The organism is Microcystis aeruginosa NIES-843, assembly GCF_000010625.1.
In the GTDB taxonomy this organism is placed as follows: domain Bacteria; phylum Cyanobacteriota; class Cyanobacteriia; order Cyanobacteriales; family Microcystaceae; genus Microcystis; species Microcystis aeruginosa.
On the sequence record NC_010296.1, the window covers coordinates 5,188,692 to 5,206,067 of the forward strand.

The 17,376-nt window shown below is 38.2% G+C and carries 12 protein-coding genes; 2 read left to right on the forward strand and 10 right to left on the reverse strand.

Going from position 1 to position 17,376, the window contains the following annotated elements; all coding sequences use genetic code 11:
• Nucleotides 1-34: 34 nt before the first annotated feature.
• Nucleotides 35-1,183, forward strand: a complete 1,149-nt coding sequence (lptC, locus tag MAE_RS24565) for an LPS export ABC transporter periplasmic protein LptC (RefSeq protein ID WP_041805015.1) — start codon at nt 35-37, stop codon at nt 1,181-1,183.
• Nucleotides 1,184-1,248: 65 nt separating this feature from the next.
• On the opposite strand, the gene nuoK is transcribed toward lptC, so the two are convergent.
• The 5 genes from nuoK to pyrE form a co-directional block, all read right to left on the reverse strand.
• Entirely contained in the window at nt 1,249-1,554 is a 306-nt protein-coding gene (nuoK, locus tag MAE_RS24570) for an NADH-quinone oxidoreductase subunit NuoK (RefSeq protein WP_197533180.1), read from the reverse strand.
• Nucleotides 1,555-1,579: 25 nt separating this feature from the next.
• A complete protein-coding gene (locus MAE_RS24575) occupies nt 1,580-2,176 on the reverse strand; it encodes an NADH-quinone oxidoreductase subunit J (protein ID WP_008203498.1) in 597 nt (198 codons plus the stop codon).
• 145 nt (nt 2,177-2,321) lie between these two features.
• Nucleotides 2,322-2,894: an NAD(P)H-quinone oxidoreductase subunit I gene (ndhI, locus tag MAE_RS24580; RefSeq protein ID WP_012267911.1), complete on the reverse strand. Its 573-nt coding sequence runs from the start codon at nt 2,892-2,894 to the stop codon at nt 2,322-2,324.
• Between the two features lie 42 nt (nt 2,895-2,936).
• On the reverse strand, nt 2,937-4,055 hold the full coding sequence (nuoH, locus tag MAE_RS24585; protein ID WP_002775034.1) for an NADH-quinone oxidoreductase subunit NuoH: 1,119 nt from the start codon (nt 4,053-4,055) through the stop codon (nt 2,937-2,939).
• Between the two features lie 378 nt (nt 4,056-4,433).
• Nucleotides 4,434-5,123, reverse strand: coding sequence for an orotate phosphoribosyltransferase (gene pyrE / locus MAE_RS24590; RefSeq protein WP_080507056.1), 690 nt, complete (start codon nt 5,121-5,123; stop codon nt 4,434-4,436).
• Nucleotides 5,124-5,176: 53 nt separating this feature from the next.
• Between pyrE and MAE_RS24595 the strand changes: the two genes are divergently transcribed.
• A complete protein-coding gene (locus tag MAE_RS24595; protein WP_012267913.1) occupies nt 5,177-5,629 on the forward strand; it encodes a hypothetical protein in 453 nt (150 codons plus the stop codon).
• A 114-nt stretch (nt 5,630-5,743) separates the two neighbouring features.
• Here MAE_RS24595 and MAE_RS24600 read toward each other — a convergent pair whose 3' ends face one another.
• The 5 genes from MAE_RS24600 to MAE_RS24620 form a co-directional block, all read right to left on the reverse strand.
• Entirely contained in the window at nt 5,744-7,738 is a 1,995-nt protein-coding gene (locus MAE_RS24600) for an ABC transporter ATP-binding protein/permease (protein WP_012267914.1), read from the reverse strand.
• Nucleotides 7,739-7,921: 183 nt separating this feature from the next.
• Nucleotides 7,922-8,530 carry an acyltransferase gene (locus MAE_RS24605; protein WP_012267915.1) on the reverse strand — a complete coding sequence of 203 codons (609 nt, stop codon included), beginning with the start codon at nt 8,528-8,530 and terminating at the stop codon, nt 7,922-7,924.
• Between the two features lie 97 nt (nt 8,531-8,627).
• Entirely contained in the window at nt 8,628-13,100 is a 4,473-nt protein-coding gene (locus MAE_RS24610; RefSeq protein ID WP_012267916.1) for a non-ribosomal peptide synthetase, read from the reverse strand.
• Nucleotides 13,101-13,184: 84 nt separating this feature from the next.
• Nucleotides 13,185-13,961 (reverse strand): SDR family NAD(P)-dependent oxidoreductase, encoded by a 777-nt coding sequence (locus tag MAE_RS24615; RefSeq protein ID WP_012267917.1) that lies wholly within the window; start codon nt 13,959-13,961, stop codon nt 13,185-13,187.
• Nucleotides 13,962-14,016: 55 nt separating this feature from the next.
• Nucleotides 14,017-17,295: a non-ribosomal peptide synthetase gene (locus MAE_RS24620; protein WP_012267918.1), complete on the reverse strand. Its 3,279-nt coding sequence runs from the start codon at nt 17,293-17,295 to the stop codon at nt 14,017-14,019.
• Between the last annotated feature and the right edge of the window lie 81 nt (nt 17,296-17,376).

The window sequence follows — 17,376 nt, forward strand, 5'->3', positions numbered from 1 at the left end:
GACCCCTAATAAAATAGCAGCGGAGCGATCGAAATTGAGGCAGCGGTTACAATTAAAACTATCAATTGGGCGCGAGGCTGCCCTCCTAATCGGTTTGCTGGGATTAACAGCCTGTCAACCTCCCGATCCGCCGAAAATTTCGCCGACAGAATCGCCTAAAATTGAAGAAACTGGCCGCTTAATTCTCAATAATGCCACCTTAGAACAGGCTAACCCCTCGGGACAACCCCTCTGGAAAATTCAAGTCAAAAAAGCTACCTACACCCAAGACCAAAAAATTGCCCGTCTGGAAAATATCAAGGGTAATATCTATCAAGATGGGAAAGTAGTTTTACAGGTTAGTGCTGACCGCGGTGAAGTTTACAAGGAAGGCCAGGAAATTCTCCTCAAAGATAATATTGTGGCTGTAGATCCCCGCAATAAGGCCATTATTAACGCGCCGGAATTGCGTTGGCTACCCAAGGCTGGTATTTTAATCTCCCCCAAAGGGATCAAAGGTAGTCATCTACAACTAGAAGCTAAGGCCCGCCAAGGACGGTACGACACGCGCCAAGAAAAACTAGAATTACAAGGTCAAGTGGTGGCTACCGCCAAGGAATCTCGTGTTGTCCTGCAAACCGAGCGCCTGTACTGGGAAATTCCGCAACAGGTCATTAGTACCGATCAAAAAGTCGCTTTTGATCGCTATATTAGTAAAACTATTATCGATCGCCTTACTGCTATCGGCGGTCGTTGGGAAAGAAAAAATAATCAGGTTATCCTGCAAGAAAACCTCGAATATCGCTCTTTAGAACCACCTTTACAGATTTCTGGTTCTCAGGCAATTTGGAACTATCAAAATCGTACCCTAACGTCTGATCGCCCCACGGAAATTTTTCAATATCAAGATCAAATCACTATTACTGGTAATCGTGTGGTGGTGGAATTAGGCAATCGTATCGCTTATCTCAAGGATGGGGTTAAGGGAATTAATCAGAAAACTGGAGCGCAATTGTATAGTCAGATCTTAACTTGGAAAATGTCGGAAAAAATTGTCGAGGCCGAGGGGAATATTATCTATGAACAACAGGAACCAAAATTTAATCTCACTGGCGATAAAGCGATCGGCACTTTAGAAGATAATAACATTGTTGTTACCAGTAGCTCCCCCGATCGAGTTGTCACCGAGATTTATCCCCGTTAACAGGGAAAAATTAACCAAAAAAAACTCTCCCCAAAAAAGGGAGAGAGGGGTAAATATTTAAAACCTTACCATTTGAGCAGATTAAACTGTTCCATATCGATGGTGTCGCGGTTACGATAGATAGTCAGGATAATCGCTAAACCCACGGCTGCCTCGGCTGCCGCTACGGTAATCACGAAAATAGTAAAAATTTGGCCTCGGATATTAGCGGGGTCAAGATAGTTGGAAAAACCCATTAAGTTAATGTTAACAGAATTGAGCATCAATTCGATCGACATTAAAACCCGGACAGCATTGCGACTGGTGACTAAACCGTAAATTCCGATACAAAATAAAGCCGCCGCTAATAACAAATAATACTCTAACTGAATCTGCATGATACCTCTTTCTTTTGTCTTATTTAGGGGCGGTTAATTCTCTAGGTCGTTCGGGCAATGTTAAGGCTGTGGCCGTAGGTTCTTCAGCTTTTAGGGTGGGGATAAGGTCACGACGAGCTAAAATAATTGCTCCGACCATGGCCATTAATAATAGCACGGAAGCTAATTCAAAGGGTAGCAGGAAATCACTAAAGAAATGCTTACCGATTTCTACTAAAGTATTAGTTACTACGGCGGGAGAAGTGGTAGAAATTGACCAAGGCGTGATTAAAACCATGGTCGATAACAGCACAAATAAACCCACACAAACTAAAGCTGTAGATGCCTGACGAATCCAACGTTTAGGAATATCAGAAAAGTCCTCTTGCTTGTTAACAAGCATAATGGCAAAGAGAATTAAAACGTTAATTGCACCCACATAAATTAGAATTTGTGCCGCCGCTACAAAATCAGCATTTAGTAAGAGATATAAACCTGAAATGCTGATAAAAACACCGCCCAATAAAAAGGCGGAATAAACGATATTAGACAATAGCACCACGCCTAAAGCTGTCCCGATTACTAGGGCTGCTAAAATGCCAAAAGATACTATTTGAACGCCCTCGGCTAAATTCACAGTAGTTTCATCTCCTTTTATGCTTGAGAGTTATTAATTATTAGTTATCAGCTTCTGAAGGCAAGAGGCAACAGGCAAGAGGCAAAAGACAGAATCTGGCAATTCTCCTACCTAAAAACCGTGACGGCTGATAGCTAACTGCTAATTAATCAGTAATTTCTTCTGGACGTTTGCCGGCGCGTTGACTACCGGCGGGTAAATCGTGGGGTTCGATAACACCTTTAGGCAGATAACCTAATTCCCTCAGAGGTGTCACCATCGGATCTTGGGTGACTTTGTAGGGTAAACGGCCTAGGGCGACGTTATCATAGTTTAATTCATGACGATCATAGGATGCCAGTTCGTATTCTTCGGTCATCGATAGGCAATTAGTCGGACAGTATTCGACACAATTACCGCAGAAAATACAGACCCCAAAATCGATACTGTAGTGTTTGAGTTCTTTCTTTTTAATTTCCTTGTTAAAAGTCCAATCCACTACTGGTAAATTAATCGGACAAACTCGCACACAAACTTCACAGGCGATACATTTATCGAACTCAAAGTGAATTCTACCCCGATAACGTTCCGAGGGAATTAACTTTTCGTAGGGATACTGGACGGTAATCGGACGACGACGCATATGGTCGAAGGTAACGGATAAACCTTCGCCGATGTATTTCGCCGCTTGAATGCTACCTTTGGCGTAATCGCTGACTTGTTTGAGGATGTTAAACATGATGGTCAGAGGTATAGTAGGTTAACAGGGCAAAAAAGGAAATTAACCGCCAAAAGCAAAGGGAAAAGCTAGTTTTAGGGCGGCGGTAAGTAGTAGGTTAACTAAAGATACCGGTAAGAGGAATTTCCAGCCTAAATCGAGTAATTGGTCAATGCGAACCCGGGGTACGGTCCAACGCAAGAGAATAGCGATGAAGATGAGGAAATAGGCTTTTAATACCGTCATCGTAATCCCGAGGGAAGCGGTGATAATTTGTAGCCAAGGATTGGTTTCACTAACTCCCAACCAGCCGGCTAAAGCATTGACGGGGATAGGAAATTCCCAACCGCCAAGATAGAGGACGGCGAAAACTAGGGCCGACAGCACGAGGTTGACGTAGGAACCCACATAAAAGAGAGCGAATTTCATCCCCGCGTATTCGGTTTGATAACCAGCGACTAATTCCTCCTCCGCTTCCGGTAAATCGAAAGGCAGACGTTCACACTCGGCTAAAGCGGCAATCCAGAAAATCAGAAAACCCACCGGTTGGCGCCAGATATTCCAGCCTAAAATGCCATAACCGGATTGTTGTTCGACAATATCAATGGTACTGAGACTATTAGACATCATCACAATCGCTAATACCGATAAAGCCAAGGGAATTTCATAACTAATCGATTGCGCCGCCGCCCGCAGGCCTCCCAGCAAGGAATACTTATTATTCGAGGCATAACCCGCCATTAATAAACCAATGGGGGCAATACTGGACAAGGAAATCCATAAAAAGATCCCCACGTTTAGGTCGGTAATCAGCAGATTTTGACCGAAGGGGACGATGAGATAGGAGACAAACACCGGCATCACCACCAAAATTGGCCCAAAGAGGAATAACCAAGGGTCAGCCTTAGCGGGGACGACATCTTCTTTAAAGACTAATTTCAGACCGTCGGCGACCGGTTGTAAAACGCCCAAGGGTCCCGCGTATTCCGGCCCGATACGCTGTTGGACGGCGGCGGAAATTTTTCTTTCTAACCAGACGCAGACTAAAACCCCCACTGTGGCGGCAATAATCATCAGGAACATGGGTAAAGGCATCCAAATCGCTTTAGCCAGTCCTCCACTTAATCCCAAGTCTGTTAGGGATTTAATGAAACTTTCTTGTAAATCTATGCCTTGATTCATATTTGGCGATCGCTGTACTGTCGATAGTTCGGCATGGTTTGAAGATTTTTAAGCAAATCTTATAGCCTAGTATACAGTTAGTCGGTCTGAGGGTTATCAGTAAAGTGACAAAGGCTTCAACTCATTAGCAGCCAAGAGAGTCAAGGAATCTTGATTCCCCGTCCGAGAATAGGTATTAGTCAATAGTTAGACTCTGAATCTATCAATGTTCTTATCTGTTTCTTAGCGCCGACAACCTCAGTTAGTTACCAATTATTCACAGGAAAAAAATGGAGATAACTTACCGTTTAGGCAGTTAAAGCAGCTCTCCAGTCCCTTGTGCGATAAGTTTTACCGACTTTTAAAACCCAGTTATCGAGCGTTTCTGGCCCATCGCCGCTATTTTTTCTGATAAGCCGCCTGTAGATCCCGAATCGAAAACAAAGCTTGAAACTGTATTCCCTGAGATTGGTAAAATTCCGCCCCTCCTTGCTCTCTATCCACCAAAGCAATGATTAAATCTACTTGATAACCGGCATCGCGTAATCTTTCTACCGCTACCATGGCACTTTTCCCCGTTGTCACCACATCTTCGAGGACAACCACCGCGGCCCCGGGGTTTAAAGTCGGCCCCTCGATATAAGCCATGGTTCCGTGACCTTTTGCCTCTTTGCGGACGATTAAAGCTGGAATCGGGCGATTTTCGTAGGCAGATACCACACTAACGGCGCTGACAATCGGATCCGCCCCTAGGGTTAATCCTGCCACCGCTTGGGTATCTGGAGGCAGTAGCGACAGCAATAAACGCCCCACGGCTAAAGCTCCCTCCGCAGTCAGGGTAACTTGTTTGCCGTTGATATAGTAGCTGCTTTTTTGTCCTGAAGACAGGGTGAAATCCCCCTCTCCATAGGCAAGACGGACAAGAGCATCGAGGAGAAATTGACGCAGGGAAGCAGTATCGAGATTCGCTACCGAGGAATTAGCCATATTTTCAGGATTGGGAGCCTGACTGACTCCAAAATTTCGGTTACAATTAAGCCAAAAGTCATTATATATTGACTCGATCGCTAGTATTGATTTCTTTCTCATCCCATTGACGCGATTTTTTAATTAACCCTATCCCTGTGAGGAGATTTTTACCCATGCGCGCTAAATTTTTACTTCCTTCCCTGTTTTGTTTAACCGGTTTAGTCTGGTGGAGTTCGTCTAGTGCGATCGCCCAAAATTCACCCGCCACCACTCCCGCACCGGTAAAAACCCAACAATTGCAAATTGTCCCCTCTCCCGATACGGCGGTAGGATTTAATAATATCCCCGGTTTGTTTAACCGCGCTGTTAATAACAATACGGGTCGTTTCTACGACTACACCAACATTTTAGGACAGTTAAACTCTCTTTTTGGTTGGCGTACTTTTCCCCAAGGTTCCTATTTCGATAATCTGATTACTAGGGATGCTAAATTGACCGAAACTTTATACTATGATGTCATGCAGCAGCAACAGTCTGGCCCTTTAATTCGCACCCAAGATTTACCTAATCCCTTCGATACTTCCCTACAGGAAAATCCCAGTTATTTAAGTCCTGGCGGCTTTTAATTCGCCAATTCAACTCGGAATTGGCGAACAATGTAATGGGTCGAGAATCTTCTTTGAAGGTTCCCGAACTGCGGCAAGATGCCTTTTTAAGTTCGATCGAAGCTCCTTGAGAAGCTAAACTCTCACCCATTTGGCAATATCAAGGGTTTTGTCATAACGATAGCTCATGCCATCATTGGCAACAATTATTTGACCTCGACTGGCTTTATTTTTGATGGTACTTAAGCTATAGTTGGTCAGTTTTTGCATTTCTTGATGGGTAAAATTGTCTTGATTGTTAATTTCAGAGACAATTTCTATCGTTTCATCAACGGTTTTGGCATTGTTAGAATGAGTTGCAATCGCTGCTGATGGATGATAGTCTTCCATCCTCATTAAGCGCCAAGTAGAATCCTCGGAAAGTTCCAAAACCTTTTGATGGTAGTTAAACAAACTTTCTCGATGTCCGACACTAATAAAGGTCTTTCCAGTTTGTTGTAACTGTTTATATAAATGATCTTCATTTTTTAAATCTAAAGCACTGGTGGCTTCATCTAAAATCACAAAATCTGGCTGATTAACGAATAGTCGCGCAAAGGCTAGACGTTGTTGTTCTCCTAAAGATAAAATATTTTCCCAATCCACTTCCTCATCAAAATTTTTGATGCGATTAAGAACATCTTGTAGGTTAACTTCTTGTAAGATTTCTTTTAATTGGGATTCACTCATCTCCGTTGTCGTTTGAGGATAAATTAGCTGTTCGCGCAGGTTTCCTAAAATGATATAAGGACGTTGGGGTAAAAATAATAAATCGTCGAGGGGAGGTCGCACCAAATGACCTGTCCCTGTATTCCATAACCCAGAAATAGCGCGTAAAAGAGAACTTTTTCCTCGACCACTTGGCCCAACAATTAATAAACCTTTCCCTGGTTCAACGGATAGGGATAAATGTTCGACAATCACTTTAGCGGCATCGGGAGTTTGTAAGGTGACATCCTCAAAAGTTAGATTGTTATCTTCAATGACTTTAATGGTATTAACTGGGTTGGTTTGTTCGCTTACACCCTCTAAAGCTTGGTAAAACTCTTCTAAACGTTCAATATAATTAATAAACTCACCGGAGCGTCCAAATTCATCCACTAACACGGATAAGGCTGTGGAAAAGAAATAGCAACAATAGCTGGCTTGGTTAACTTGTCCAAACTCAATTTCACCACTAATATATAATGGGGAAACAATTAAGAAGGGGAAGATTTGAACAATGGATTGATAGCCGCGGTTAAAAAATTCCTGGGTTCTTTCCCAATTAATTCTTTCAATCATGATTTTAATCACCTGATTGAACTTTCTTTGAATAATATTTAACTCTTTTTCTTCCCCTCTAAAAAATGCAATTGATTCAGCGTGAGTCCGAACATGAGTAATGGCGTATTTATAGGTTCCTTCGATTTCTAATTGTTGTTTATTGACTTTATTTAGTTGTTGAGTAATATAGGTGGCAAGAATATTTCCAATAATCGTATAAACCAGAAGCACAATAGAAATGGTTTTAGAAATTGACCAAAGGATGACAATAAAAACCAGCATCTCCATAACTTTTTCAACACAGGTTGTTAAAAAGTCCATCGTTGTTCTGGCAATGGGTTGAATTTCTTGGGATAAACGTTGATCTGGATTTTCAATATCCCCTTTAAAATTAATTTGATAATAAGCACGATTTTTAAAATATTTTTGCAAGATACTACTATTGATCCATTGATACCAATCCAGCGCAATTAGTTTTTTAAGAAACCTAGACAATCCTGTGAAAAACGTCATACTGCCTAGAGTAATCCCATAAATAATGACAAAATGAGTTAATTTTTCTGCATCCCTAGCTTCTGTGACGCTAATTAAGTCTCTAAAAACAAAACTATTAAACGCATTAAGACCTACTACTCCCACTAATAATAAAAACAATAAAACGAGCATTCCCCAGGAACGAATAATCTGCGAAAAAGCTCTATCCTGGTGTTCTTTCGGATACCAATAAACTTGAATAAATCTTAAAAATTCTTGAAGAGATTGATTGAAAGTTCGGGTATCTTCTTTGAGATTTATAGTATCTGAGGCTTTTTCTGCAACATTCATGGAATTCTTCTCGCACTAAAATGGGGGACATTAGAACTTTTAATGTCTATCTATTGAGTTAGACACTAATTCAGCATACCATAAAAATCTGCATTATTATCACAAATTCTATTACTACTATTTTCTAGATTTTTTACATATCAGGAATCAATATTAACCTATTGTTTAGGCATTGGAGCAGATTCATAATCGTTTGATAATTTTGGCAGGATTACCAGCAACAACAGTAAAAGGTTCTACATCTTGTGTCACCACCGAACCTGCTCCAATAATTGCTCCTTTCTCAATCGTAACCCCTTTAAGAATCGCAACATTAAATCCAATCCAAACATGATCTTCTATCACCACTGGTGCAGATTGTATATCAACATCCTTAGCATCCTTAATCAGATTATTCAAAATGAGTACTTCCATAAATTCTTTCTGTCTTAAAACATAATTTAATGAATGAGCATCGGTATCATAAATACTGACATCATCGGCAATTATAACTTCATTGCCAATTTTGATAGAATTTGCTGATCTAATTCGAGTTCCTTCACCCATATAACAATCTTTACCGATTTCTATTTTTCCGCCATAAGCAAATATAGCTAATTCTCCGAGAATTACTCTATTTTCTCCAATTTTAATTAAACTTTTATCATTCTGATGATTTACACAATTTCCGTAAAATTTTACGGAACTATCGAACGTTGCACTTTCAGCCAGTTTTTGGAGTTTTTCGATTTTTTGTTGTTCTTCTAAGAATTTGGAAATTAATAAATATAATTTATGGTTTAAGTTAAACATAATATTTTCCTCGTGGAATTGATGATCTGACTTTTTTGAATCTAGGGATGAGATAAGCTGCGCAATTCAGCTTATGGGGTCTGATTAAATCGATCATTTATTTTGTTAAAAACCCACTTTTAGTAAAATATTCAAAATAAGTTTTTAACAATTTTTGATCAATCGGGGGAAAATTAAACGCTGTACCCTTTAACCCCATCATCGTATTTTGATCATCAAACTGGGGGGGATAACCTGCGGATAAATTTTCATCTGAAAAATTATCTAACACCGGAGATAAAGCATTATCTGTATTAATTTTACATTGTTCTGTTAAATGTGATCGCCATTTTTCAAAAGAAACCAACTGCAACGGATAACCCATTTCCCGAACACAATCAAATAAGTCACGATTTAAGGTTGGGTGAGAATTCAACAAATGAAATGCTTTCCCTAAAGAGCTTTCTTGACTGGCTAAATGTATAATTGCACCACTCACATAATCCACAGGAGTGAGGTCTTCTGTACTATCGCCAAAATCAGGAATCATTCCTAATTGAATACAGCCTTTAATCATACGACAAAACAAATCTTCTCTATTACAAATTCCAGTTTTACTATGTCCAATAATTCGAGATGCTCTGAAAATTGTCATCGGAAGTCCCCGTTTTCCAGCTTCCATGATTAATTTTTCAGCGACCCATTTACTTTGAGTATAACCGGCATTGAGTCCATGATTTATACCCAGGGGATCAGATTCTTGAATTAAGTTTCCTTGAGCATAACTGGGGGAAAAAACAGAAATCGTCGAGACAAAATGGACAGGTTTGGTTTTAATTAAGCAGGCTAATCTCAAGATTTCTGCTGTTCCTAAAACATTAGTGGGTTTCAGTATTGAATAGGGATAAATTGCATTAACCCAAGCTCCATTATGATAAATCACATCAATTTGATTGGCTAATTCCAGAAAATCAGGTTCACACATTCCTAAACGTTTTTGGGATAAATCACCAATAACAGGAATAATACGAGAGCTTTTCTGTTCATCCCATAATTGAAAGGTTTTTAATTTCTGGTAAATTTTCGCTTGAGCTTGTTCTAAACTTTTGTCTCGAATTAAACAATGAATATTAGCTTCTGTTTTGTCCAACAATTCAGCTAATAAATGAATTCCGAGAAACCCCGTAGCTCCTGTTAGCAAAATATCAGCAGGTTTCTGAGGAAAGAAAGTCAGAATATTCGGCGGTTGAATGGTGGGATCTAGGGCAATTTCGACTTGCCAATCTGGGATTTGATCACTCTCAATTGTATCAGATAAATTCAAGTCTAAATTAGAGGATAATCCTGCTACCGTCGGTTCTGAAAAAAGATAGTTTAAAGGAATATTAATAGCTAATTGTTCTCGCAGTCGAGAAATCACTTGGGCAGCTTTTAAAGAATGACCACCTAAGTCAAAGAAATTATCGAAAATACTAATTTGCTTTAACCCTAAAACATCTTGCCAAATCTCAGCAACAATTTTTTCCGTAGCTGTTCGGGGTGTAATCATCGTTTTTTGATACTGACTTTCGGTGGGTGCGGGTAAAGCGTTACGATCAATTTTCCCACTGCTCATTAAGGGCAATTCTTGAAGCTGTACAAAGAAAGCTGGAATCATATAATCTGGTAATTTCTGTTTAAGAAAACTCCGCAATTTTGCAGGATCAATGGATGGATATTTTGGCACAATATAAGCCACTAATTGTTTATTATTTGTTTGATCTTCTCGAACAATTACCGCCGTCGCTCGGACATCTGGGTATTCAGTTAATACGGCTTCAATTTCGCCAATTTCAATACGAAACCCTCGAATTTTAACTTGATTATCAATGCGTCCTAAAAACTCTATATTTCCATCGGGTAAATAACGAGCTAAATCTCCAGTTTTATAGAAACGTTGATATTCTGATGAATTAAAAGCATGAGTAATAAATTTTTCACGGGTTAAATCATCGCGATTGAGATAACCTTTGGCCAAACCTAAACCTCCAATTAACAGTTCTCCTGGTATTCCAATGGGGACTTGTTGCAAATAGCGATCACAAATATAAACCTGTGTATTTGTAATCGGTTTACCAATGGCAACAGAATGAATTTGAGCAATTTTATGAATGAAATTGGGATTAAAAACTGTGCTGGTTATCGTCGCTTCTGTCGGACCATAAGCATTCAACCAAGTGATATCTTCTCGTTGACTATTTGATAGTATTTTTTGCCATAATATTAATCGCTCTGGTAATACTTCTTCACTTCCTGTAATCACTAAGCGTAGGGTTTCAGGTAAGGTTATTAAAGTTTGAGATAAATCTAATACCCATTCATGCCAATAAGTAGCCGGAAGATTAATGACTGTTAAACACTTTTGCTGAATAAATTGAGTAAAATCAGCTAAAGAAGGGAACATTAATGCAGGACGCATAACTAAAGTTGCACCCGTTAAAAAAGTTGGATAAATTTCTTCAGCAGCTACATCAAAGGTAAAAGAAGCAAATTGTAAAATTCGATCACGATTTGTTAAATCATAGACTTTAATGATTCCTAAACTATGATTAACTAAACTTTGATGTTCAATCATAACCCCTTTAGGAGTGCCTGTTGAACCAGAGGTATAAATAATATAAGCTAAATTATTTGGCTGAATAGGGTTAACTAAATTGTTTTGGCTTTGACTAACAATTAAGTTTTCTTCAGTATCCAGACAAACCACTTCTGCTTGATGATCACGGAATAAATTAACCAAGGTATTTTGAGTAATTAATACCGAGACTTGAGCATCATTTAAGATATAGTTTAAACGCTCTTGGGGATAATTGGGAGCTAGAACAAGATAAGCAGCACCGGTTTTAATAATTGCCAAAAAACTGATAATAATAGATACAGATTGTTCTAAACAAATTCCCACTAACGATTCAACTTTAACCCCCTTAGATTGGAGATAATGAGCTAATTGATTGGCACGATGATTTAAGTCTTGATAGGTGATTTTTTCCCTGCACCATTCTATTGCGATCCCATTTGGATTTTTTAAAACTTGATGTTCAAATAATTCATGAATACAAACCTTTGGATTTTCAGCAATATTAGTCTGATTCCATTGAGCTAATAACTTTTGTTCTGATAAAGGTAAAATAGGTAATAATTCAATCGATTGTTCAGGATTAATGGCAATTCCTTCTAATAAAGTTTTAAAGTGGGTAATCATGCGCTCAATTGTGTCTTGATTAAACAACGCGCAATTATAATCAAACGATCCAACTAAACCCTCAGTCGTTTCTTGCATGGCTAAGGTTAAATCAAATTGAGCAATTAAAGCATTCATCGTGACGGGAGTTAATTTTAAATCCGCCATCGAAAAATGATTAATGTGCAGCATATCTTCCCAAGAAAACATCACTTGGAATAAAGGACTATAACTTATGTTTCGTTGAGGATTTACCGCTTCTACCACCTTCTCTAAGGGTAAATCTTGGTGTTCATAAGCTTCTAAAACTACTTGTTTGACTTGATTTAATAAAGCTTTAAACGAGAGATTTTCTTTAAACTGAGTCCGAATGGGTAAGGTATTAATAAAGCAACCAATTAAGGGTTCAATTTCAGGAAATTGTCGATTTCCACTAGGAATTCCAATCACAATATCTTCTTGACTGCTATAACGATATAATAAAATATTAAAAGCCGTTAACAGCGTCATATTCAAAGTAGCGGTTGACGTTTGGCTAATATTTTTCAGGTTTTGGCTTAATTCTGGACTTATTTTAAATGTACAATTATTGCCTTTAAACGTTTGTATGGGAGGACGAGGATGATCAGTGGGAATTTCCAATAAGGGTGGAATTCCCGTTAATTTTTGTTTCCAATAATTAACTTCCTGGGTGAGTTTATCTCCTTGTAACTGTTGTCTTTGCCAAACGGCAAAATCACCATATTGAATAGGCAAATCGGGTAAAGGATTAGATTGTTTTTGTAAAAAAGCTTGATATAAACTAGAAAGTTCTTCGAGTAAAACTTTCATTGACCAGCCATCAAAAATAGAATGGTGTAAACTCAAAAACAAAAGATAAGAATCAGCTTTTAATTTAACCAAAAAAGTCCGCATTAAGGGAGCTTTGGTTAAGTCAAAGGGAGTATAAATTTCTTGTTCGGTTAATCGCTCTAATTCTTGGGTTTGTTCCGCAGAAGATAAAGACTGTAAATCCAGCAAGGTAAAATTTAAATGAATTTTAGGGTTAATAATTTGTCTGGGAATTTCGTCAACTTCTTGAAAACAGGTCTGCAACACTTCATGACGTTGCTTAATAGTTTCCAAAGCTTTTCTAAAGATATCAATATCTAAATTGCCTTCAATTTGAAAGCGAAACGGCATATTATAGGTATAGCCTTGAGCTTCTAATTGGTACAAAAACCAAAGTCGTTCTTGGGAAAAAGAAAGCGGTACAAGTTGAGACGGATTTCTAGTCGGTATTGTATTCGTTTTTAAACCGATTCCTTTTTTTTGTAGTAATAGCTTCAGTAATTTTTGTTTGTCTTGAGAATTATCGTTCATTTTTGACATGAGTTAATAGGATTTATTTAATTTAGTGATTTTAGGTTGGTTTAATGGATACAAATCAACCTAAAAATTGTTTAATTATTGATGCTAAATAGCGGTATAACCTCCATCTACCATTAAAATTGCTCCAGTTACATAAGAGGAAGCTTCGGATGCTAAAAACACGACAGGACCAATTAACTCTTCTAAATCTCCGGTTCGTTTCATGGGAATTCTAGTATATAATTCGTCCATTTCATCCGAAGTTGAACGTAAACCTTCTGTTCCTTCCATCATATTATTCATATACCCCGGTGCAAAAGCATTGACTCGAATTTTGTGACTAGCTAATTCGACCGCTAGGGATTTTACTAATTGATTGACACCACCTTTTGCGGCGCTATATGCTCCTGAAGATTTGGGAACAGCAACGAAAGCACAGATAGAAGAATTCATAATAATTGAACCTGCTGTTCCTTGTTTGATCATTTGTTTGGTTGCGAGTTGAGCGCAATTAAAATAACCTTTTAAGTCAACATTAATAACCTGATCCCATTCAAATTCCTCTAATTCATCAGTGTTTTTGAGAATTTCAACTCCTGCATTACAGACCATAATATCGAGTTGACCATAATGAGCAACCGCCTGGTTAATTAAATTCTGACAAGCTTGACGTTGACGAACATCGGTCTCAATTGCCATGGCTTCGCCTCCTGCTTCTTGAATCAGTTGAACCGTTTGTTCAGCACCGACTTGATTAATATCACCAATTACCACCTTAGCTCCAGCTTGTGCTAATCCTTGGGCTAATACCCGACCAATTCCTCGGGCAGCACCCGTGATAATTGCAACTTTACCTGTTAAATCAAAGAGATGATTTGTCATTTTTTTCCTTCAGTTTAAATCAATGTCCACTATAGAAAGTTTAATTCATTTAGGTTCAGCTTTGAGATAATAAAGCTTGAACTTCTTCTGGTGAAAGTCTAGAAATTTCTTGAACTGTTACGGCAATTTCATTCAGTAAACCTTCATTACCCACTAATTCAATCATGACTTGAGTTAATTGGCTGATAGTTGAGTGATTAAAAAGTTGGCGCACAGAAATTTCAATTTCTAAGGTTTGACGGATTTTACTAATCAGTTGAATCGCTTTTAAAGAATGCCCACCTAACAGAAAGAAATCGTCTTCAATCCCAACTCGTTCGACTTCTAAAATTTCTGCCCAAATTTCTGCTAAAACTTCTTCAATTGCAGTTCGAGGAGCGACATAATTTTGAGTTAACGATAAGGGGTTTTTATCGGGTATTGGTAAGACTTTTCGATCAACTTTACCGTTAGGACTGAGTTGAAAAGATTCCATCACCACAAAAGCAGAGGGAATCATATAATCGGGTAGCCAGTTTTCAAGAAAATGACGTAATTCAACTTGGTTTACGGTTTCACCTGGACGGGGAATAAAATAAGCGGCTAAATATTTTTCTCTGGCGGTTTCTCCCTGAACTGTAGCAATGGCTTGGGCAATTTGAGGATGTTGATTTAAAATAGTTTCTACTTCCCCTAATTCAATTCTATAACCTCTAACTTTGACCACATCATCAATTCTTCCTAAATATTCAATGTCTCCATTGGGTAAATAACGAGCTAAATCTCCAGTTTTATACAGCAATGAATTATCGCTAAAGGGATTAGCAATAAATTTTTCTTTGGTTAATTGGGGATTGTTGAAATAACCCCGCGCTAAACCGCCACCCGCAACATATAACTCGCCAGTGACTCCGATGGGTACAGGTTGAAGATGGGAATTTAAAATATAAACTTGCACATTAATCGCGGGTTTACCAATGGGAATATACTTCGGCCAAAGCTCAGGATTAGGGTCAAAGGTATAACTGGTAACGATATCCGCTTCTGTCGGGCCATAAAAATTGTAAAGCGTACAATGTTCGAGTTTCTTGAATGCAGAAATCATCGCTGGAGTAATTTGTAATTGCTCTCCAGCTGAAATAATTTCACGCAAGTTAGCAAATAAGTAGGTTTCCTCACTATAGGTTTCAATTAATTGTTGTAACAAAGTAACGGGCAAAATCGCTTTATAAATAGGGTTATTTGCCAATAATTGACTTATTTTAGCAAGGTCTAAGCGGGCATCTTCTGGAACAATAAATAAGCTTCCCCCTAAACACCAGGCTGCAAACATTTCGTGATAGCTAACATCGAAATTGAAGGGAGCAAATTGTAAGAAATTTCTCTCCGGTGACATTTTCGCCTGATGATGCTCAATAATATTGGTTAAGGATTGATGCAGGATCATAATCCCTTTTGGCACACCCGTAGAGCCTGAACTATAAATAATATAGGCCAAATCCTTTAAACTCACGGGGTTGTCAAGATTAGTCTTGGGTTCTAAGGCAATTTCTGACCCTTGTTCATCCAATAAAATCCGTTGAGAAATGGTTTCACTGTTTAAAAGAGATTGACAATCTTTTTGGGTTAATAAGGTTTTGATTTGGGTGTCTTGCAGGATGTAAGAAAGTCTTTCTTGAGGATAGGTTGGATCTAGGGGAACACAAACACCGCCTACTTTTAACACTGCTAAAACGGCAATTACCATATTAACAGACCGTTCTAAACAAATCCCGACTAAAGATTGAAAACTCACCCCAATTTTTTGTAAATAATGAGCCAATTGATTAGCAGATTCATTCAGTTCTTGGTAGGTTAATTGTTGCTCTTGAAAAACAACGGCAATGGCTGAAGTAGTTTTGAGAGTTTGTTGCTCAAATAATTGATGAACGCACTGTTTTAGGGGAGTTTCGGGTGCAGTTTTATTCCATTCAATTAATAATAATTGACCTTCAGCTTCCGTTAATAAAGGTAAGTCTTGAATCCGACGATGGGGATTAATGGCGATTCCTTCTAATAAGGTTTTAAAATGACCTAACATCCTTTCAATGGTGTCATTTTCAAATCGTTCTTGAGGATAAATAATTTTAATACTTAAGGCTTCTCCTGGGGTGACAATAACCGTTAAGGGATAATCAGCATTGCCATAATCTTGCATTTCACCGACTTGTAAACCGCCTAAATTCTGACTATCATTGTCGCTAAAGGGTAAATTTTCAAAGACAACAAAACTTTCAAAAACTGAATGAGGGGACGGAATTTCACTCCATTTTTGAATATCAATTAGAGAACTATAACTATATTGCTCTCGTTCTAAATGCTCTTGTTGTAATTGTTGAAACCAAGTTAATAATTCAAGTTGAGACTCAATTTGGATGCGAACGGGTAAGGTATTTAAAAACATCCCCACCATCGATTCAATCCCAGTAAAATTGGGCGGTCGTCCCGAAACGGTTGCCCCAAATACAATATCAGATTCACTACTATAATGATGCAATAATAAAGCCCAAGCTCCTTGAATTAGGGTAGAAAGAGTAAGGCGATATTCTTGGGCGAGTAATTTCAGACGACTGGTAATTTCTGGAGAAAGTTTTAATTTTTGATGAAGATAATTTTTACTTTGAGTAACAAGAGGATTTAACGGTTTATCAACGACTAATGGAGTTGGAGAGGTAAAACCTTGAAGATTTTTTCGCCAAAATCGTTCGGCTTCAGTTTGATCTTGCTGTTGTAGCCAATTAATATAGTCTTGATAAGGGCGGGGTGTGGGTAAATTGACGGGTTGATAGTTGATGAGTCCAGCGTAAAAATCGAAAACTTCTTTCAACAGAATTGCTGTTGCCCAACCATCTAATAAAATATGATGTCCAGTATGGATAAATTCATATTTTTGATCTTCAAATCGAATTAAATGACATCGAATTAAGGGGACTTTATCTAATTCAAAATATTGCTCTTTATCAGAGGTTAATAATTCCTGAAATTTAGTTTCTTGTTCGGCGGGAGAATGTGATCGCCAATCCTGATTAAACCAAGGCAAGGTGACATTTTTTCTAACCACTTGTAAAGGCTGTTTGGTTTTTTTCCAAGCAAAACAAGTCCGTAAAATACTATGTCTATCTACTACTTTTTGCCAAGCTTGTTGGAACGCATTAATATCTAAATTGCCTTGCAAGGTGATTTGAATTTGTGATAAATACGTCTTTGATTCTGGATTATATAAAGAATGAAACAGCATCCCCTGCTGCATGGGAGAAAGGGGATAAATGGATTCAATATCTTTTTTACTAACCCTAGATTGTTGAGGTGTTACCATTATTTTTCCCAATAGATTAAATAAAAATGTGCGTGAGTTTATTGAATCAAATTTTATTCAATAAATACGATAAACTTAGAA